This window comes from Kitasatospora sp. NPDC051853 (assembly GCF_044452665.1).
Lineage (GTDB): Bacteria > Actinomycetota > Actinomycetes > Streptomycetales > Streptomycetaceae > Kitasatospora.
Window position 1 is genome coordinate 170181 of record NZ_JBITBY010000001.1, and the last position, 18042, is coordinate 188222.

Annotated in this window: 11 protein-coding genes and 2 pseudogenes; 5 read left to right on the forward strand and 8 right to left on the reverse strand. The window is 71.6% G+C overall.

Annotation, left to right across the window (positions count from 1 at the left end; genetic code table 11):
• Positions 1–19: 19 nt before the first annotated feature.
• Positions 20–304, reverse strand: a pseudogene (locus tag ACIA8O_RS00845) (YnfA family protein); the annotation flags it as partial.
• Between ACIA8O_RS00845 and ACIA8O_RS00850 the strand changes: the two are divergent.
• Entirely contained in the window at positions 269–1585 is a 1317-nt protein-coding gene (locus ACIA8O_RS00850) for a hypothetical protein (protein ID WP_396292124.1), read from the forward strand. The pseudogene ACIA8O_RS00845 and the gene ACIA8O_RS00850 overlap by 36 nt on opposite strands.
• 21 nt (positions 1586–1606) lie before the next feature.
• On the opposite strand, the pseudogene ACIA8O_RS00855 reads toward ACIA8O_RS00850, so the two are convergent.
• From ACIA8O_RS00855 to ACIA8O_RS00870, 4 genes and pseudogenes are all read right to left on the reverse strand, one after another.
• Positions 1607–1823: pseudogene (locus ACIA8O_RS00855) on the reverse strand (GNAT family N-acetyltransferase); the annotation flags it as partial.
• Positions 1824–2614: 791 nt separating this feature from the next.
• Complete coding sequence (locus ACIA8O_RS00860; protein ID WP_396291332.1) at positions 2615–5101, reverse strand: ricin-type beta-trefoil lectin domain protein; 2487 nt, start codon at positions 5099–5101, stop codon at positions 2615–2617.
• 143 nt (positions 5102–5244) lie between these two features.
• On the reverse strand, positions 5245–7773 hold the full coding sequence (locus ACIA8O_RS00865) for an MGH1-like glycoside hydrolase domain-containing protein (protein ID WP_396291333.1): 2529 nt from the start codon (positions 7771–7773) through the stop codon (positions 5245–5247).
• A 155-nt stretch (positions 7774–7928) separates the two neighbouring features.
• Positions 7929–10076 carry an NPCBM/NEW2 domain-containing protein gene (locus ACIA8O_RS00870; protein ID WP_396291334.1) on the reverse strand — a complete coding sequence of 716 codons (2148 nt, stop codon included), beginning with the start codon at positions 10074–10076 and terminating at the stop codon, positions 7929–7931.
• A 348-nt stretch (positions 10077–10424) separates the two neighbouring features.
• Between ACIA8O_RS00870 and ACIA8O_RS00875 the strand changes: the two genes are divergently transcribed.
• The 4 genes from ACIA8O_RS00875 (at position 10425) to ACIA8O_RS00890 (ending at position 15231) form a co-directional block, all read left to right on the forward strand.
• Positions 10425–11222 carry a DeoR/GlpR family DNA-binding transcription regulator gene (locus ACIA8O_RS00875; RefSeq protein ID WP_396291335.1) on the forward strand — a complete coding sequence of 266 codons (798 nt, stop codon included), beginning with the start codon at positions 10425–10427 and terminating at the stop codon, positions 11220–11222.
• Positions 11223–11497: 275 nt separating this feature from the next.
• Positions 11498–12547 (forward strand): substrate-binding domain-containing protein, encoded by a 1050-nt coding sequence (locus ACIA8O_RS00880; RefSeq protein ID WP_396291336.1) that lies wholly within the window; start codon positions 11498–11500, stop codon positions 12545–12547.
• Positions 12548–12640: 93 nt separating this feature from the next.
• Positions 12641–14218 (forward strand): sugar ABC transporter ATP-binding protein, encoded by a 1578-nt coding sequence (locus ACIA8O_RS00885; RefSeq protein WP_396291337.1) that lies wholly within the window; start codon positions 12641–12643, stop codon positions 14216–14218.
• Positions 14215–15231, forward strand: a complete 1017-nt coding sequence (locus ACIA8O_RS00890; RefSeq protein ID WP_396291338.1) for an ABC transporter permease — start codon at positions 14215–14217, stop codon at positions 15229–15231. Before ACIA8O_RS00885 ends, ACIA8O_RS00890 begins: the two co-directional genes overlap by 4 nt.
• An 84-nt stretch (positions 15232–15315) precedes the next feature.
• On the opposite strand, the gene ACIA8O_RS00895 is transcribed toward ACIA8O_RS00890, so the two are convergent.
• The 3 genes from ACIA8O_RS00895 to ACIA8O_RS00905 all read right to left on the reverse strand — a co-directional run bounded on the left by ACIA8O_RS00895 (position 15316) and on the right by ACIA8O_RS00905 (position 17950).
• On the reverse strand, positions 15316–15762 hold the full coding sequence (locus tag ACIA8O_RS00895) for an ATP-binding protein (protein ID WP_396291339.1): 447 nt from the start codon (positions 15760–15762) through the stop codon (positions 15316–15318).
• A gap of 164 nt (positions 15763–15926) precedes the next feature.
• Positions 15927–16943, reverse strand: coding sequence for a Gfo/Idh/MocA family protein (locus ACIA8O_RS00900; RefSeq protein ID WP_396291340.1), 1017 nt, complete (start codon positions 16941–16943; stop codon positions 15927–15929).
• Complete coding sequence (locus ACIA8O_RS00905) at positions 16940–17950, reverse strand: Gfo/Idh/MocA family protein (protein ID WP_396291341.1); 1011 nt, start codon at positions 17948–17950, stop codon at positions 16940–16942. The genes ACIA8O_RS00900 and ACIA8O_RS00905 overlap by 4 nt, the downstream gene beginning before the upstream one ends.
• Between the last annotated feature and the right edge of the window lie 92 nt (positions 17951–18042).

The following is an 18042-nucleotide window of genomic DNA, read 5'->3' on the forward strand; positions in this document are numbered from 1 at the left end:
TGCCGGGGCAGGTACTTCGGTGACTCCGCAGCGCGTACCTGATCACGGCGACGCCTGCCAGGCAGATGAGTGCGCCGATCACGTCGGCGCGATCGGGCCGGTAACCGTCCAAGGCATGGCCCGGGCCAGCGACGCAGCGATGTGGACACCGCCGTAGGCGGCGAGGATGCGTCCGAAGTCCGCGTCGTCCTGGAGACGACGAAGCCGTAGGAGCACGGTTCCGGCGGCCGACAAGGGCGATGTCACCGCCACGGTGTGCAATGGCCCCATGGATGACGGACCACACCACGAGATGACGTGGCACCCCGTTGGCGGCGGCGCCGAGGTCACCCTCGTCATTGAGACCCCGGCCGGCGTGTGCATCCGCCGCATCCCCGACGCGCTGCCCCTGCCACCGGACACCGACCCCGGCACCGGCGCGGAAATCGCCACCCACACGGCCGCGGCAGCCTGGGGGCTTCCCGACTTCGTCTTCCACCCCTCGATCGCCGAGAAGAAGTCCGGCCGGCGCGAGCTCGGAGACCGGCTAGTCCTCGCCGGAAGCCGAGGTGCGGTCGTCCAGGTGAAGTGCCGCACCGTCGCACCCAAGGCCGACGACGGCGAGCGGAAGTGGATCAACAAGAACATCAGCAAGGGCATGCGACAGGCCAAAGGCACGGTCCGCACCCTGCGGCTGGCCCCCGCCGACCTGGCCAACGGCCGAGGCCGCACCATGACGGTATCCGGCGACACCTTCGAGTGGATCGCCGTCGTGGTGGTCGACCACCCGCTCGTACCGGACGACACCACGCCCACCTGGGAGCCGACCGGCATGCCCTCCATCGCCCTCACCAGGCGCGACTGGGACTTCCTCTTCAACCAACTGCGCTCCACCACGGCCGTGCTGGACTACCTCTTCCGGGCTGCCACAGACCCCGGGATCACCCTGGGAGGCGAGCCGCTGCGCTACTACGAGCTCGCAGCCGACGACGCCGAAGCAGAATCAGCCACGATCGACACCGACCTCGTCGGTGACGGCGGCACGCACTGGTCCGCGCCCCGGCTCCCCCAGGCGCCGGCCGGCTGGGACGACACCCGCGCCCACCTGATGACCCGCATCATGCTCGAAGACATCGCCACCAGCCCCCTGCCCGCAGGCGCCTCGGAAGCCGACCGCCACCTCCTCCTCTCCGACCTGGACGCCCTGCCGGTCTCCGCCCGTACCGAATGGGGCCAGCTCCTGCTCCAGATGCTCGACGAAGTCCAGGACGTGGAGGAGGGCAGCAGGATGTGGCGCTTTCGCCGCATGCTCGACCCCGACGGCAAGCAGCAGCTCATCACCGGCTGCTCCACCCGCTCCGACCGCCTGGCCCGTGAGGCGTTCCGCTCTTACGTGCAGCTGCGCCACCACGAGGTGTCCGAGCGGACCGGCCGCACCACCGGCACCTCCACCTTCGGAGTCCTGCTGACACCCCTCGCCGACGGTGAGCATCCCTGGGACACCACTTGCCTGCGCATCAGCGGCCCCAGCGACCTCGACCCGGACGAGCTGGCCAGGTACCAGACGCTGTGGAACCGTCAACCAGCACCGGACGCCCGCTCCTGAGCACCACCACGGTCAGCTGGATCAGCTGACGGCCGGGTTGCGGCGCTCGATCAGCACCACGTCGCGCCACGTGCCATGGTGGCGGGCAATCCGTTCCCTGGTGCCGATGACACGGAAACCCGCCTTGGCGTGCAGGGCCAGGCTCGCGGTGTTCTCCGGGAACAACCCGGACTGGATCGGTCCAGATCCCGGCCGCCTCTGCGGAGGCGACCAGCGCCTCCACCAAGGCGCGGGCGATGACCAGGCAGGCGCTGCGGTGCCCCCCTCTTGGCCAGGGGGCACCCCAAGATCCCTCCAATGCCACTCCATGGCACGCCATCCGGACGCTGCCGTCGCTGACCGGCCGCCGCCGACTCCACCACCGCTACGAAGACCTTCACCGCCGTCGCTGGCCCACAGCCGGAGGATGTCGCGCGTGCAGTCCGTCGCGGCGGCCAGGGCGACGCGGATCGGACGGTTCGCGGCCTTCTCCTGCCCGTCGCCAGGCCGGACCTCTTCGACCGCCTCGACCGAGACGAGCGCGTCACTCATCAGGTGCTCTTCCTTGGCCAGGAGATGCACTGGCCACCGTAGAGATACCTACCCCGTGGTCGACGGACCGCCAGGACGGGATATGCCGGCTGCCTAGGGCCCGCGCCAGCGACGCGCTGAAATGAACAAGGTCAAACAAAATCTATCGAAATTGCCCGCAGTGCAGTGTATGGTCTGCTGTGAGGGCCGGGTCCGTAAGGGTGCGAGGTCAACCACCAGCGGATCCGGCCCGTTCAAGCCGCTGCGGTCGCGGTGGCCCGGCTACCGCCCCAACTTGCCGGGCCAAGAACGCAGTTGGCGCTGTGTGGGCGCCGACCGGGTACGGCTTCTGGCAGGGCCGTACCCGGTGGCACAGGGCGTGAGTCTTTGGGCTGTTCCCTTTCGTGCGGTACTGGATTGTCAGTGGGCTCCACTCCGGGGCTGGCCGAGAGATCAGACGCGTGCCAAGGGAACGGGTGAATCGCCCCCACCCCCTTGGCGTCGCTGCGGCTGTTTGGCTCAGGGGAGGTACCAGCGTTGGTTGTTCCCGCTGTTGCAGGTCCACAGGGCCAGGTGGGTCCGGTTCGCGGTGGTGGCGCCGGGGACGTCCAGGCACAGGCCGGACTGGGTGCCGCGGAGGGTGCCGTCGGCTTGCTGGGTCCACTTCTGGTTGTCGCCGCCGTTGCAGGTCCAGAGGTGGACCGGGCTGCCGTTGGTGACGGCCTGTCCCGCCACGTCGAGGCACTTGCCGGCGATGGTAACGGTGCTGTCGGTGCCGTAGGTCCAGGTCTGGGAGGGCGGCCACTGGTTGCAGTCGTAGAGCTGGACGGGCGTGCCGTCCTGTGTGGTGCCGCCGTCGAGGTCGAGGCACTTGCCCGCGAGGCCGGAGGGGACCGCGCCGGTGCGGGTGGGGACGGGGTCGGTGCCCGGGGTGATGGAGAGGTTGTCGAACTGCTGGGTCTGGTAGCCGCCGCCGGTAGTTGAGGTGGTGGAGTCGGCTGTGCCGAGGCCGGCGCGGCCGTGGGTGTAGGTGGTGTCGGTGGCGCTGCCGAGGAGCTTGCCGTCGAGGGTGGCGGTGATGGCCGGGCCCTGCATGGTCAGGGCGGCGGTGTGCCAGTGGCCGGTGCCCGGTGCGGTGGTGGTTCCGTCGGCGAGAGTGGTGAACGCCCAGGTGTGGTCGGTGTCGTTGACGTCCGACCGGAGGATCGCCCAGGTGCCGTCGTGGCCCACGCGGAGGTGGTAGGCCTGCAGTCCGTTGTCGTTGCGGCCCTGCATGCCGACGCGGCCGAGGAGTTCGACCGCTCCCGGTTGCTCGAACATGGTGTCCGCGGTGACGGTGTAGTTGCCCCAGGAGTCGTCGCCGGTGACCGTGTATGGCGCGAAGTAGTTCTCGCTGGTCCAGCGCACGGGCACGGAGGGAGCCATCTGCCGCAGGCAGCTGCCCTGGCGTCCGCCGCCGCAGGCGGCGGCCTGGAAGGCGCCGTTCATGTCGGTGAAGTAGGCGGGCGAGGGTGTGGTCGCCGGGTTCTCGAAGGTGTCCGAGCGGGGCAGCCCCAGGGCGGACGCCGCCGGAGGGAGCGCGGTGCCCTTGCCCTGGCCGGTGGTGGTGGTGAGGGTGTAGACGTGGCCGGGCTGGAGGGTGAGTGCGTAGGCGCCCTTGGCGGGAGTGAGGTCGGCGATGTGCGCGAGGTGCTCGTGGTCGTGGGGCGAGCGGAGGTTGGTGTCCCAGACGTGCACCTGGCCGCTGGACAGGCCGTTGGCCACCTGAACGGTGATGGTCTGGGCGGCGGTTGCGCCGGTGGTCTCGATGACGGTGCTGTAGTCGCGGCGGTTCGGCGAGCGCAGGGTCACGTAGCTGCCGTTGGCCCGGTCGCCGCCGAGGTAGCCGCTGGCCGAGTCCTGGTACTTCCAGCCGATCTGCGCGAACTGGCTGGTGTGGGCGAGGACCCAGGACGTCTTGGCGATCCGGTAGTGGCCGGACCAGGGCTGGTTGGTGACGGCGAGTCCGTTGAAGGCGAAGTAGGTGTTCGGGTAGGCCCCGGCGACCAGCGGCCAGTTGTAGTAGGCGGTCATGCGGCCGTCGATGTAGTCGCGGTTCACCGCGCGGGCCACGGCCTCGGCTCCGGCCTCGGCGTCCTCGGAGCCGTTCTCGCTCGCCCACAGGGGTTTGCCGAGGGCCTGCGCGGTGGTGGTGCTGGAGCAGGTACGGAACTCGGCGTTGTTGCCGATGGCACCACCGTTGCTGTACCCGCAGGGGTAGTGGACGCCGACGAAGTCGACCGCGTCCTTGAAGGCCGCGTCGCCGGTCATGGCGTCGGCGACGCCCCAGGTGTCGTCGGCGGCGACGATCCGGGTGGAGCCGTGGCCGCCGGCGGCGAGGGCCGACTTGAGGTTCCGGTACCAGTCGGCGTTCCAGCCGCGCTCGTTCCATCCGCCCAGGTAGTCGATCTGCAGGCCGTGCTGGGACGCGCAGTCCATCCAGGTGCTCAGGTAGCCGATCGCCTTGTCGGTGAAGAAGGTGCTGCTGCCGCCGCCGACCCAGCCCGGTGCGCCCCAGGCCAGGCCGTAGAGCTTGATGGCGGGGTTGCGCGCCTTCGCCTGCTCGGCGAGCCACCACTCGTAGCCCTGGTGGCAGTCCACCGTGCCTTGGGTGTGCTCGTGGCTGGCTTCGGCTCCGTCGGTGGTGTTGGTGTCGCCGCCGATCTCGATCTTGAGGGTCTGGAGGGAAGCCCCGTAGGAGGGCTTGAAGAGGTAGTCGAGGATCTGGCCGCGCTGCGGTTCGGGGTAGTCGACCAGCAGGCGGCTGTTGCCGCCGCCGCCGGAGATCGCTCCGACTCCGTCGAAGACCCGACCGGGGGCGGAGCCGTCCACGGTGATGGAGGTCGTGGTGGCGGCCTGCGCGGGGGGTGCCGGCCAAGCCGCCAGGAGGCCGGCGGTGGTGGCCAGGGCGAACAGTGCTGATGCGGCCCTGGGGAAGTGACGGTGGGCCAGGTGGAGTGCCCTCACGGGTGCCTCTCGTGGATTCGCGGGTGGTGGGCGGGCCGTTCCGGGTGGGTGGCCCGCCGATTCGGGGGTGTGCGGGGTGCTCGGCCGGACTGCCGCCGCCCCGCGCGCGGGAGACTGGTGCAGGGCGGCGGGTCGAGGGGTGGTCAGTTTGTGATGGTCCAGCGCTGGTTGGCACCGGTGTGGCAGTCCCACAGGAGCAGTCGGGTTCCGTCGGCGGTGCCTCCTGCCTCGACGTCGAGGCAGCGGCCGGACTTGGTGTTCCTCAGGGAGCGGTCCGTGCCGTGGCTCCACTGCTGGGCGGGGGTGCCGTTGCAGGTGTAGAGCTGGACGACGGTGCCGTTGGCGGTTGCTCCGCCGCGGGCGTCCAGGCACTTGCCGAGGGCGCGGACGGTGCCGTCGCCGGGAAGGCTCCAGGTCTGGGCGGCGGTGCCGTTGCAGGTGCGGAGCTGCAGAGCGGTGCTGTCGGCCGCGTCGGTGCCGGGGATGTCGGCGCACTTGCCGAGGTCGGAGGCGAGGGGGCCGGCGCCCTTGCGGACCATGGTGAGGATGCCGGCGGCGGACCAGCTGAAGTTGCCGGTGTTGACCCCGGCGCCGGTGGCGGAGTTGTACTTTTCCCAGATCGGCTCGTCGTCGAGCAGGCCGTGGGCGTTGGCGAAGAGCTTGGTGCGCAGGGCGTCGGCGTCCGCGCCGAAGCCGTACGCCTCCAGACCGGCGACGGCGAAGGCGATCTGGTCGGGCCAGGCGCTGCCGTGGGTGTAGTCGTCGGGCTTGTAGTCGGGGTGGTTCTTGGGAATCGGGGGGAAGGGGACGAAGGTGTTGAACTGGTTCGGGTCGAGCAGGCTGGTCCGGGTGGCGGCGGCCTGCTCGGGGGTGGCGGAGCCGGAGAAGAGCGGGACCATGCCCTCGATGCCCTTGCCGCTGGTGGTCAGCGGGACGCCGGTGCCGATGCGGGTGTCGTAGAAGTAGCCGCCTACCCGGTCCCACATGGTGGTGCGGATCTTGTGGTCCAGGTTGGCGGCCTGGGCCTGGAAGGCGGCCGCCTCGGTGCTCTTGCCGAGGACGGCGGCGATCTGCGCCAGGCCGCGGTTGTTGCGGGCCATGAAGGAGTTGAGGTCGACGGATTCCTGGTTGAGGGAGTAGCCGATCAGCCTGCCGGCGGCGTCGGTGTTGTGCAGGATCGCCAGGCCCGAGCCGAACTTGAAGCGGGGTTCGTCGTCCATGCCGCTCTCCCAGGCCGCGGCGACGAGGGCCGCGCCGTCGCTGTTGTTGGCCGGGTCGGTGGTGGCCCCGTACTCCAGGACGCCATTGCGGTCGTGGTCGCGGTTGCGCAGCCACCAGTCGTGCTCGGCGACGAGCTTGGGGTAGATCTCGGTCAGGAAGGCGGTGTCCTGGCCGGCGCGGTAGATCTCCCAGACGGCCCAACCGGCCAGTGGAGGCTTGGTGTTGCGCAGGTTGGAGTGGCCGGTACCGGTGGCGGGGTCACGGAAGCCGACGACGTCGGGGAGCATCCCGGCGTCGTTGCCCGAGGCGATCTGGTGCTGGAATTCGGCGCGGACCACGGACTGGGCGAGTTCGGGGGAGAACTTCGCGGTGCCGACCGCCTCCTTGAACATGTCCCAGGGCCAGTAACCGCCGGCGTAGTAGCGGTGGTTCATGGAGGGGACGATGCCGCCGTGGTCCATCCGGCCGCCGGGGCCGCGCCAGTTGGCCACCAGGGTCTCGACGGATTTGACCGCCACGCGGTGGTAGGCGGGTTCGACGCCGGTGGTGGCGCGGTCGACGTACCCCTGCCAGCGGGCGTCGCCCTGCCGGGCGACGGTGTCGGGGGAGGTGAGCGCGTCGGTGACGGTGGTGGCCTCGTCGGTGCGCTCCTTCTGGGTGAAGGTGTAGGACTCGGCCCAGGTCATCCGGGAGGGGGTGCCGGAGACGGCGAGGTTGTCGGTGCGCGTGGTGACGTAGCTGTCGCCGTTGACGGCGGTGCTGACGGCTTCGGGGTGACGGACGGTCAGGCGCTCGGTGCCGTCGGCGTAGAAGCTGCCGCCGACGGCCTTCGCGAAGCGGACCTCCACGCCGGTGGAGGTGCCGGCCAGGCTGGGGGAGGACCTGGCGGGGTCGCTCGTGGGCCGCAACAGGTCGCCGGACCAGGAGACCTTGAACTGCCTGGGAGTGGTGGAGGTGACGTCGGCGACGACGAGCGCGGTGTGCTGCGCGGCGAAGCGCAGGGTGAGGTCGAGGGTGACCCCGTCGGCCTGGTAGCGCTGGGTGAGGCGGCCCGGGTAGGAGTGGGTGACCGGCGTGGGCATGGTGAGCGCGGCGCCGGTGGCGGCGTCGGTGAGCCGGATGCGTGAGAGGGCCTTGCTCATGAACCAGGGGTACTCCTGGGCCATGTACCAGGGGCCGGTGAAGCCGCCGAAGGAGGCGGTGTCGCCGGCCGCGGGGAGACCGTAGCCGTGGTAGGCGCCTTGGTCGACGAACGGGCTGAGCTTGCTGACGTATCCGGGGTCGGCAGTGGAGGGGGTGCCGGTGCGGTCGATCACGTCGGCGAACGCGGAGAGCGAGGTGCCTGTCGCGGCGGTGGCAGAGAGCGCGGCGGCGGCTTGGGCGGGTGGGAGGGTCGTGGCGGTGGCCGAGAACACGGCGGCGGCGAAGAGGAGGGAGAGAGGTCTGAGCACGGGTCAACTCCACGGGGGGACCGGTGGAACCGGACGGCAGGAGCGGAGGGCGGATCCGGCCGCCCCCGACCGCGAGGGGGTGGGTGCGGTCGCGGGGCGGCCGGATGGGCGGGTCCCTGGTGGGTGGGTGTTCCACCCGGACCGCTGAGGGGTGCTCAGGCGCAGGTGAGGACGGGCGCGGCCCAGTCGGCGTGGTCGTAGGTGTTGCCGTCGCCGGCGTCGGTGACCCGCAGCGTGAGCTCGTGCGCGCCGGTGAGCGGGGCGGTCAGGCGGAGGGCCCGGCCGGCTCCGGTGACGGTTCCGCTGTCGGCGACCGTCACGCCGTCGGCCAGGACCTGGAAGCGGACCGTGCCGCGGTCGCCGACCTCGTCGTCGATGCCCACCTCGGTGGTGAACGTGGTGCAGGTGCCGCCGAGGTAGTAGCTGACGGTCGAGGTGGCGTGGATGCCCAGGCCCTTGGCGTAGGCGGTGCCGCCGATGGTGAGGGCGCGGCCGTCGCCGGCGGCGAACTCGCCGTTGCTGCGGTCGCGCTCCACCGGGCCCCAGCCGTTGGTGCTGTCCCCCCAGGCGAGGTCGGAGAGGGGGTGAGTACCGACCGCGGGGCCGTTGCCGCAGGCGAGGCGGGGGCTGCCCCAGTCGGCGTGCGCGGGGGCGGCGCCGCCGGGCCGGGTGGCGGTCAGGCGCAGGATCTCACCACCCGTCAGGTCGGCGCTCAGGCGCAGCGGTTGCTGTCCGGCGGTGCGGATGCCGCTGTCGGCGACGACGGTGGAGTCGCGGTAGATGCGGAAGATGGCGGCGCTGTCGTCATCGGGCGGGGTCTCGTCGTCGATGCCGACCTCGACGGTGAGGTTCTTGCAGGTGCTGCCGAGGTAGTAGGTGATGTCGGAGCCGGTGGTGGTGCCCAGGCCCTTGGTGTAGGTGGTGTCGGCGATGGTGAGGGTGCGGCCGTCGCCGGAGGCGGGGCCGCCGTTGCTGTGGTCGCGCTCGACCGGGCCGCTCGCGTTGTGCGCGCTGGTCCATGCCAGGTCGGAGAGTTGGAAGGCGCCGGTGGGCAGGTTGGTGCGCTCACTGGGCGTCAGACGGTACATCGCGGTGCCGTGCGGGGGCACGGTGGCGCTGACGGTGCCGTCGCCGGGGAGGGTGGTGGTGCGGTGGGTCCACAGGTCCCGCAGTTGGTAGTGGCGGGCGCCGCCGATGCCGGCGGCCTCGGCGGTGGTGGTGAGGGCCTGCGGGGTGTCGGTCTCGTTGGTGAGGGTGATGGAGCGTGAGCCGTCGGCGAGCGGCTTGCTCATCACGACCAGGCCGCCGGTGTCGGAGATGACGGTGCCCTGGCGGCCCAGCGGGTCCTGGTCGACGGCGATGACGTCCTTGTTGGTGAGGATCTCCAGGGTGGCGGGGCTGGCGGTGCGCAGGTCGCTGCCGATCAGCAGGGGAGCGGCCATCTGGGCCCAGAGGCTGAAGTGGGTGCGGTACTCGGTGTCGGTCATGCCGCCGTTGCCGACCTCCAGCATGTCCGGGTCGTTCCAGGCGCCGGGCTGGGCGTGAGCGGCGTGGGCCATGTTGGAGCGGGCGATGCCGATCATCGAGGACCAGGAGTCGGAGATGTCGCCGGTGGTGCGCCAGGAGTCGCCGACCTCGCGGGCCCAGTCCCAGGGCTGGCTCCAGCCCCAGTCGCAGATGGAGTAGAGGATGTCCCGGCCGGTGGCCTTCAGGGCGTCGCCCATCGCCTTATACCGCTGCTGGGCGTCGACGTTCTGGTTGTTGCAGTTGTCGTACTTGAGGTAGTCGACGCCCCAGGAGGCCCAGAGGTCGGCGTCCTGCTGTTCGTGGCCGAGGCCGCCCGGGAAGCCGTTGCGGTCGCAGGTCATGGTGCCGGCGCTGGAGTAGATGCCGAACTTCAGACCCTTGGCGTGCACGTAGTCGGCGACGGCCTTGATGCCGTTGGGGAAGCGGACCGGGTCGGGGACGAGGTTCCCGGCGGCGTCCCGCTGGGGCAGTGCCCAGCAGTCGTCGAGGTTGACGTAGGTGTAGCCGGCGTCCTTGAGGCCTTTGCTGACGAAGATGTCGGCGATGCCCTTGACCATCGACTCGTTGAACTCGGCCCGACAGTGGGTGGAGTTCCAGTTGTTGAAGCCCATCTGCGGGGTGCGGGCCAACGAGTTCTGCAGGGCCGCTGCGGGCGGGGCGGCGGCGACCTGGAGGGCGGCCGTCCCGGAGGCGGCCAGCAGGCCGCCGGCGAGCAGGGCCAGCGTGCCGGTCGAGGCGGCGAAGCGTTGTGCGAGTCTGTGCGCTACCAGAGCCACATGGGCCTCCTAAATAGGGAGAGGTGCACTGAACTGAACTCACATGAACGAAAACAAACACATGACAGCGGCATGACGGGCGGGTGTCAAGAGGTCGCGCAAAGCCACAAGTCCTGAGCAAGGAAAGGAAGATGGGATGAAACAGAGGAAAACGGATGCCCTCAGGGCACTCGTGGCGGGCATGCGAGCGGAACGGGCGCGGGCGAGTGGTGAATTCTGTTCACACTCTGCCGATCGGCCGGTGACCTGCGGGTTCGTCGTGTCCCTCGTAGGCCACCGGCCGGGTAGCCTGCTGCGCTGGGAGCAGGACCGTTGAGTGCGCGCGGGCGCGCGGAAGGCGAGGCCGTCGTGGACCAGGGATTGCTGGCACCGCAGCGCCGCGCGCTGATCATGGAGTCGGCGCGGCGTCACGGCGCGGTGCGGGTGGTCGAGCTGGCAGCCGAACTCGGCGTCTCGGGGATGACCGTGCGGCGCGACCTGGAGGCCCTGGTCCACGAGGGCGTGCTGGAGAAGGTGCACGGTGGAGCGGTGCTGGCCAGCGCCCGCGGCGAGGAGCCGGGGTTCGAGGCGAAGTCCTCCCGGGAGTCCGGAGCCAAGGCCGCCATCGCCGACCTCGCCGCCACGCTGGTGCGCCCCGGCGGGGTGGTGGCCCTGTCCGGCGGGACCACCACGCACGCGGTGGCGGCCCGCCTGCTGAAGGTCCCCGACCTGACGGTGGTGACCAACTCCCTTGCCGTGGCCGGGACCCTGGAGGTGGCCGCGCGACAGGACCCGGGTGCTCCGGTGCTCGTGCTGACCGGCGGAACGCCCACGCGCTCCGCCTCGCTGGTCGGAGCGGTCGCCGACCGGATGCTGGCCTCGATCCACGTCGACCTGCTGATCCTCGGCGCGCACGGGGTATCGGACCGGGCCGGGCTCAGTACGCCCAACCTCGCCGAGGCGCAGACCAATCGGGCCCTGATCGCCGCGGCCTCGCGCATCGCGGTGGTCGCCGACCACAGCAAGTGGGGCGTGATCGGCCTGAGCAGTTTCGCCGAACTCCGTCAGGTCGACTGCTTCGTCACCGACGACGGCATGCCGACGGCGGCCCGCGAGGCGATCGAGGCCTCCGTCGGCGAGCTCCTCGTCGCACCCGTGTCTCCCTGACGGGCGGCTCTCCAGCCGGCCCGGGCGTCACTCCGGAGCATCTCCGATTGGTAACGCGGAGGTCTCGAATCGGACTACCGCTCTGGGATCTTGGGATCGACTGTTCATTTCTGTGTTTCATCGCGGTAAATCGTGTTATCAAAAGTGCGATTGATGGTGCGCAGGCGCCGCCGGGCCACCCGGCGTGGCCCGGCCGCTGCGCGCCTCTCCTCCCGCCCGCACTCGGGCCGCCCTCCCGCTGCTCGCGCCGGAGGCCGCGCCCGTTAGGAGAACCCATGCCCACCGCGCACCACCCCCGCCTCCTGGCCGCCGCCGCGCTCGCCCTGGCCGCCGCACTCGCCACCGCGGGCTGCTCCACCGGCAAGTCCTCCACCGGCGGGGCAGGCGACGCCATCGCCCCCGTCGACGGCAGGATCTCCCTGACGTACCTTCAGAAGCAGGGCGACCAGGAGTACTTCGTCGGCGAGGCGGCCGGCGCGAAGGCCAAGGCCGCCGAGCTCGGCATCGACCTCAAGGTGGTCAACCTCGGCAGCGACGCCAACAGGACCGTCTCCGAGGTGCAGGCCGCGATCGCCCAGAAGTCCAACGGCCTGATCATCGTCGTCCCCGACCCGGCCGTCGGCCCCCAGATCGTCCAGGCCGCCCGCGACGCCAAGACCGCCCTCCTCACCTCGGACGACCAGATCTGCGCCACCGGCCCCGACCCGGCCGCCTGCGCCAAGGACGACCTGGTGCCCCGAATCGGCTTCTCCGGGCAGCAGATGGGCGGCGAAGTCGGCAAGCGCGCCGCCGAGGAGTTCCGCAAGACCGCCTGGAACCCCGCCGACACCCGCACCATCTCCGCCTGGAAGCAGGACGTCACCGTCTGCGGAGACCGCGTCAAGGCCGCCAAGGAGGCGTTCGACGCACAGGTCAGCGGCGTCCCGCACCTCGACGTCGCCACCGACAACACCCCCACCGGCGCCCAGGACAAGATCGCCGCCACCCTCACCGCCAACCCCACCGTCAAGCACTGGGTGGTCTGGGGCTGCAACGACGAGAACACCCAGGGCGGCGTCACCGCGCTCGCCAACGCCGGCTTCAAGGCCGAGGACGTCATCGGCGTCGGCCTCGGCGCCTACCTCGCCTGCAAGAACTGGAGCACCGACAAGCCCTCCGGCATGAAGGCCGCCCTGTTCATCAACGGCCGCGACGTCGGCGCCCTCGCCGTCCAGACCATGTACGACCGCCTCAAGAACGGCAAGGACTTCCCTGCCGAGGCCTTCGCCCCCACCAAGCTGGTCGACGCCGCCACCTGGAAGACCGCGGGCGTCAGCTGCGCCTGACCCGCCGTCACCCCCGAGCACCGGTGCGGCGCCCGCGACAGACGAGCGGGCGCCGCACCGGACCACACTCCACCCCTACCGGGAGGACCCCCCGTGGCCAGCACCGGCCCAGCCCACCCCCCTGCCCGCACGCGGCACACCGGCGCCCGCGTCGAGAACCTCACCAAACGCTTCGGCGCCGTCCAAGCCCTCCAGGACGTCACCCTCGACTTCCCGCCCGGCAGCGTCACCGCCCTGATGGGGGAGAACGGCGCCGGCAAGTCCACCCTGCTGAAGATCCTCACCGGCGACCACCGGCCCACCGGCGGCCGGGTCCTGCTCGACGGACAGCCGCTCGCCCTCGCCTCCCCGACCGACGCCCGCCGGGCCGGCATCCGGATCATCCCGCAGGAACCCGAGATCATCCCGCACGTCTCCGTCGCCGAGAACGTCTACGCCGGCAGCCTGCCCCGCCGCGCCGGCCGCCGACTCGACCGGGCCGAGCTACGCCGCCGTATCACCGCCGACCTGGAGGGCTTGGGCTTCACGGGGGCACTCGATCCCGACCGCCTCGGCTCCGAACTCTCCCCAGCCCAGCGCCAGTTGGTCGAGATCCTGCGGGCCCTCACCGGCCAGGCCAAGGTCATTGCCTTCGACGAGCCGACCTCCTCCCTGTCCGAGCACGAAGCCGAGGCACTGTTCGGGCTCATCCGCCGCCTGCGCGGCCAGGGCGCCGCACTGGTGTACGTCTCGCACCGTATGCAGGAGATTTTCCGTCTCGCCGACCGGATCGCCGTCCTGCGCGACGGTGCGGTGGCCGGCGTCCGGGACGCGGCCGACACCTCCGAGGCGGAGCTGGTCCGCCTCATGGTGGGACGTGACCTCACCACCCTGTTCAGCCGCCCCCGGGCCGCCACCGGCCACCTCGCCCTCGAAGTGGCCGGCGTTACCACCGACGACGTCCACGACGTCAGCCTGCGCGTGCACGCCGGGGAGGTCGTCGGCCTCGCCGGCCTGGTCGGCGCCGGACGCTCCGAACTGGCGTTGGCCCTGGCCGGCGACCGGCCGATCCGCTCCGGAACCGTCACCCTCGACGGCCGGCCACTGCCCACCGGCGGCCCGAAGCCCGTCATCCGGGCAGGCCTCGGCCTGGCCCCAGAGGAGCGCAAGGCACAGGCGCTCTTCCTGCGACGCTCCATCCGGGACAACACCTCCATCGTGGTACTGGAGCGCCTGCGACGGCTGCGCTTCGTACGACGCCGGGCCGAGCGCGACCTGGCCCGCGAGTACACCCAGCGGCTGAGGGTGAGGGCCCCCTCCGTCGAGCACGAGGTGCGCAAACTCTCCGGCGGCAACCAGCAGAAGGTCGTCCTGGCCCGCTGGCTGGCCCGCCGCCCCAAGGTCCTGATCCTGGACGAGCCCACCCGCGGCATCGACGTCGGTGCCAAGGCCGAGATCTACCGGATCATCGCCGACCTCGCCGAACAGGGCGTCGCCCTGCTGGTGATCTCCTCCGAACTGCCCGAACTCCTCGGCCTCGCGGACCGCGTGGTCGTCATGCAGAACGGCCGCGTCACCGGCGAACTCGACCGCGCCGACGCCACCGAGGAAGCCGTCCTGCACCTCGCCATGGCCGAGGACCTCACCCTCCCCGCTCCCGTTGCCGACCAGCCCGCCGGAGACGAACGATGACCACCCTCCACCCCGCCGTCGACACCGGCCCCGCCAAGCTGCTGCGCCGCGCACCCGCCCGCATCGGCGCACAGAACCTCAGCCTCCTCGCGGCCCTGGCCGCCGTCCTCTCCGTCTTCGGCGTCCTCAACGACAACTACCTCGGCCTGGACAACCTCAAGGTCATCGCCGAGGCCGCCACCATCACCGGCCTGCTCGCCGTCGTCCAGACGGTGGTGATCATCTGCGGCGGGCTGGACATCTCGGTCGGCTCGCAGGCCGGCGTCGCCTCCGTGGTCTCCGCGATGGCCTTCACCGCCTCCGGCTCCACTGCCCTCGCCGGGATCGCCGCCGCCATCGGCGTCGGCCTGCTGATCGGCCTGCTCAACGGCGCGGTCATCGTCTACGGCCGGGTCAACCCCACCATCGCCACCCTGGCCGGCCTCGCCGCCTACAAGGGCCTGGCCCAACTCCTCTCCGACGGCCGCGCCCAGGGCTACGTCCTCGGCGACGACGTCTTCGTCTTCCTCGGCCGCGGCAAGATCGCCGGACTCCCCGTCATGGTCTGGATCCTCATCCTGGTGGCGGTCGCCGTCCACCTGCTCCTCAAGTACACCGACCTCGGCCGCAACCTCTACGCCATCGGCGGCAACGACACCGCCGCCCGCCTGGCCGGCATCAACATCAACAAGTACCTGATCGCCGTCTACGCCCTCATCGGCGCCGTCGCCGCCGTCGCCGGCATCCTGCTCACCGCCCGCACCGGCTCCGGCCAGCCCGTCTCCGGCAGCGAAGGCCTCGAACTCAAAGCCATCACCGCCGCCGCCCTCGGCGGCTGCGCCCTCAAGGGCGGCAAGGGCGGCGTCGGCGGCACCCTCCTCGCCGTCGCCCTCCTCGGCGCCCTCGAGAACGGCCTCACCGTCCAAGGCATCAACACCTTCTGGCAGAACGTCGCCCAAGGCGCGCTCCTGGTCCTCGCGGTGGCGCTCCAGCAGCGCCGCTCCGGAGAGCGGCCCGTCGGACTGCCCGGCTGACGCCCCGTCGAGGTCGTCGCGCCGGGCGAAGCCGGTGGTGCCCCCTCGGCGGACGGGGCACCACCGGCTTCACCCTCGGCCGGCTCACGCGCGGGGCAGTACGGCCAGCACCTGGGTGCCGTGCCGGGTCCTGCGGACGGTCACGTCCGTGGCGAGGGCTTCGACGATGCTCAGGCCCGATCCGCCCGCCGTGCCCGGGCCGGGCCCGCCGGACGGGAGGCAAGCACTGGGAGGGCGCCAGCGTCCGTCGTCCGCGACGTCGACGGTCACCTCCCAGGGGGTGGCCCGCAGGAGCAGGCGGACCGTGGCACCGCCGCTGTGGCGCACCGCGTTGGCGACCAGCTCGCCCACCACCAGGGCCAGGCCGATGCCGTCGCCTCCGGCCGGCAGCCCCCAGCCGGAGGCCGCGGTGCGGGCGAAGCCGCGCAGAGCGGGTACGGCGGAATCGAGCAGGGGGGCGGTCCGGCAGGCGATCAGAGCGTGGTGGCCGGGCGGCGGGGCGGTGGCGGTGAGGGGCTGGTGGGCGGCCATGAGGTCTCCTCGGCAGGGGAGCGCGGGCATCCCCCTGAGCCTCAGGCTCCGCGTCGAGCGGGGCAGGAACAATTGCGGTCGCCAATCTTCGCGGGTACCCAGGAAACCGGCATGCCGCGGCCCTGCCGCCCCGGAGCGGGGCGGCAGGGCTCGGGTGAGCGGCGTCAGAGGATCCGGGTGAGATCGCTGGTGCGGGCTGATTCGTAGCCGGCGAGGACGATCTTGAGGGTGCGCATCCCGGCCTGGCCGTCGGGGAGGTCGATGCCGTCGGCGGCGGGGCCGTGCAGAAAGGTGCGGAGCAGGCTCAGGTCGAGGTCGGTGCCCCAGGGGTGGACGCTGGGGCGCTGGTTCTTCTCGTCGTAGCCGCTGACCAGTTGGCCGAAGGCGGTGAGTTCGACGGTGGCCTTCTCGCCGACGATCTGGATCTCCACGTCGCCCCAGCGGGGGTGGGTGCGGGGCTGGCTCCAGCTGCAGTCGATGGTGGCGTGGGTGCCGTTGTCGTAGGAGACGGTGACCACGCCAGCGGTCTCGGTGGCGGCGTTCGGGTCGAGCAGGCGGTTGGTCTGGGCGTAGACGTCGGTGGCCCGGGCGCCGTCGAGCAGGTCGTCGAGCAGGTCGGCGATGTGCACGGTGTGGTCCATCAGGGCCCCGCCGCCGGCCAGCGCCGGGTCGGAGAACCAGGGCCGGGGCGTGTCGTCGAGGCGGCCGTAGTTGGCCCCGCGCACCGCCAGGACCTTGCCCAGCCGGCCCTCGCGCACCGCGGCCCGGGCTGCGGCGTAGGAGGGGCTGAATCGCACCGGGTGGGCGACGGCCAGCCGCACGCCTGCCCCCCGGCAGACCTCGATCATCGCCTGTGCGTCGGCCAGCGTGGTGGCCAGCGGCTTCTCGCACAGCACGTCGGCGCCGTGCAGGGCGGCCATCTCGACCAGGGCGCGGTGACGGGTGTTCTCCGCGGCGACGATGACCGCGTCGGGCCGCCAGGCGAACAGGTCCTCGTAGGAGTCGGCGTACGCGACGCCGAGCTGGTCGGCCAGCTCGCGCCCGCGCGGGTGGCCGGGCCGGGCGGGCTGGCCGTCGGCGTCCGGGTCGGTGGTGAGCAGTTCGATGTCGCCCATGTCGCGCAGCAGGGTGGCGTAGGACAGGGCGTGGGTGTGGGCGAACGACAACAGTCCGACCTTCATCGGGCTGCCTCCTCGGTGCTCAGGGCGACGGCGCGGCCGGTGCGGGCGGATTCGCGGGCGGCGGCGGCGATGCGGACGGCGGCGACGCCGTCGGCGGCGGTGACGCGCGGGGTGCGGCCGGTGGTGGCGGCGACGGCGAAGTCCCGCAGTTCGGCGGTGTACGGGTTCTCGGTGAGCCAGGAGGCGGGGATGCGTTCGTCCGGTCCGTCCGCGGTGGTGTGCTCGGCCAGGACGCGGAAGGCGGCGGTGTCCTTGGTGTCGTGGTGCAGCAGGCCGTCCGGCCCGGCCACCCGGAAGGTGGTGCGGAAGGGGGTGCCGGGCTGGCCCCACAGGCCGTGGAAGTAGCTGATGGCGCCGCCGGCGTGGGTGAGCACGGCGGTGCCGGCCGCGACCCGGATGCCGTTGCGGTGGCTCTCGCGGACCTGGGCGTGGACCCGGACGACCTCGCCGGCCAGGGACCGGGCGTAGTCGAAGTCGTGGATCATCTGGTCGGTCAGGATGCCGCCGGACTGCTCGGAGTCGTGGAACCAGGGAGCCCAGGTCGGGTAGGCGGTGGCACGGGTGAACTGCAGGACGGCCGGGGTGCCGACGGCCCCGGCCGCCACGGCCCGGTGCAGGGCCTCGTACTCGGGGAAGTAGCGCACCACGTGGGCCGGGAAGAGGTGGACGCCGGCCGCTTCGGCCGCGTCGGCGACCTCCTGGGCGTCCGCCGGGTGCATGGCCAGCGGCTTCTCGCAGATGATGTCGCTCCCGGCGGCCACCGCGGCGAGGATCAGGTCCTTGTGGGTGGCGGTCGGGGTGCAGATGTCCACCAGGGCGGAGCGGTTGAGCAGGTCGCCGAGGGAGGCGGCCGGGGTCACCCGGTGGGCGGCGTTGGCGGCGGCCAGGTCGATGTGCCGGCCGTCGTCGGAGAAGACGACGACGCGGGCGCCCAGGGTGATCCACCCTTCGAGGTGCGTCTGCGCCATGACGCCGGCGCCGATGAGTCCCACATCAAGATCCAGCATGTTCCTGTCTTCCTCGCGGTCGGGGGGTGCCGGCCCGGGCCCGGACGGGGGCCGGGCAAGAGCACCGGTGGGGATGGGTGGGGTGTTGCGGT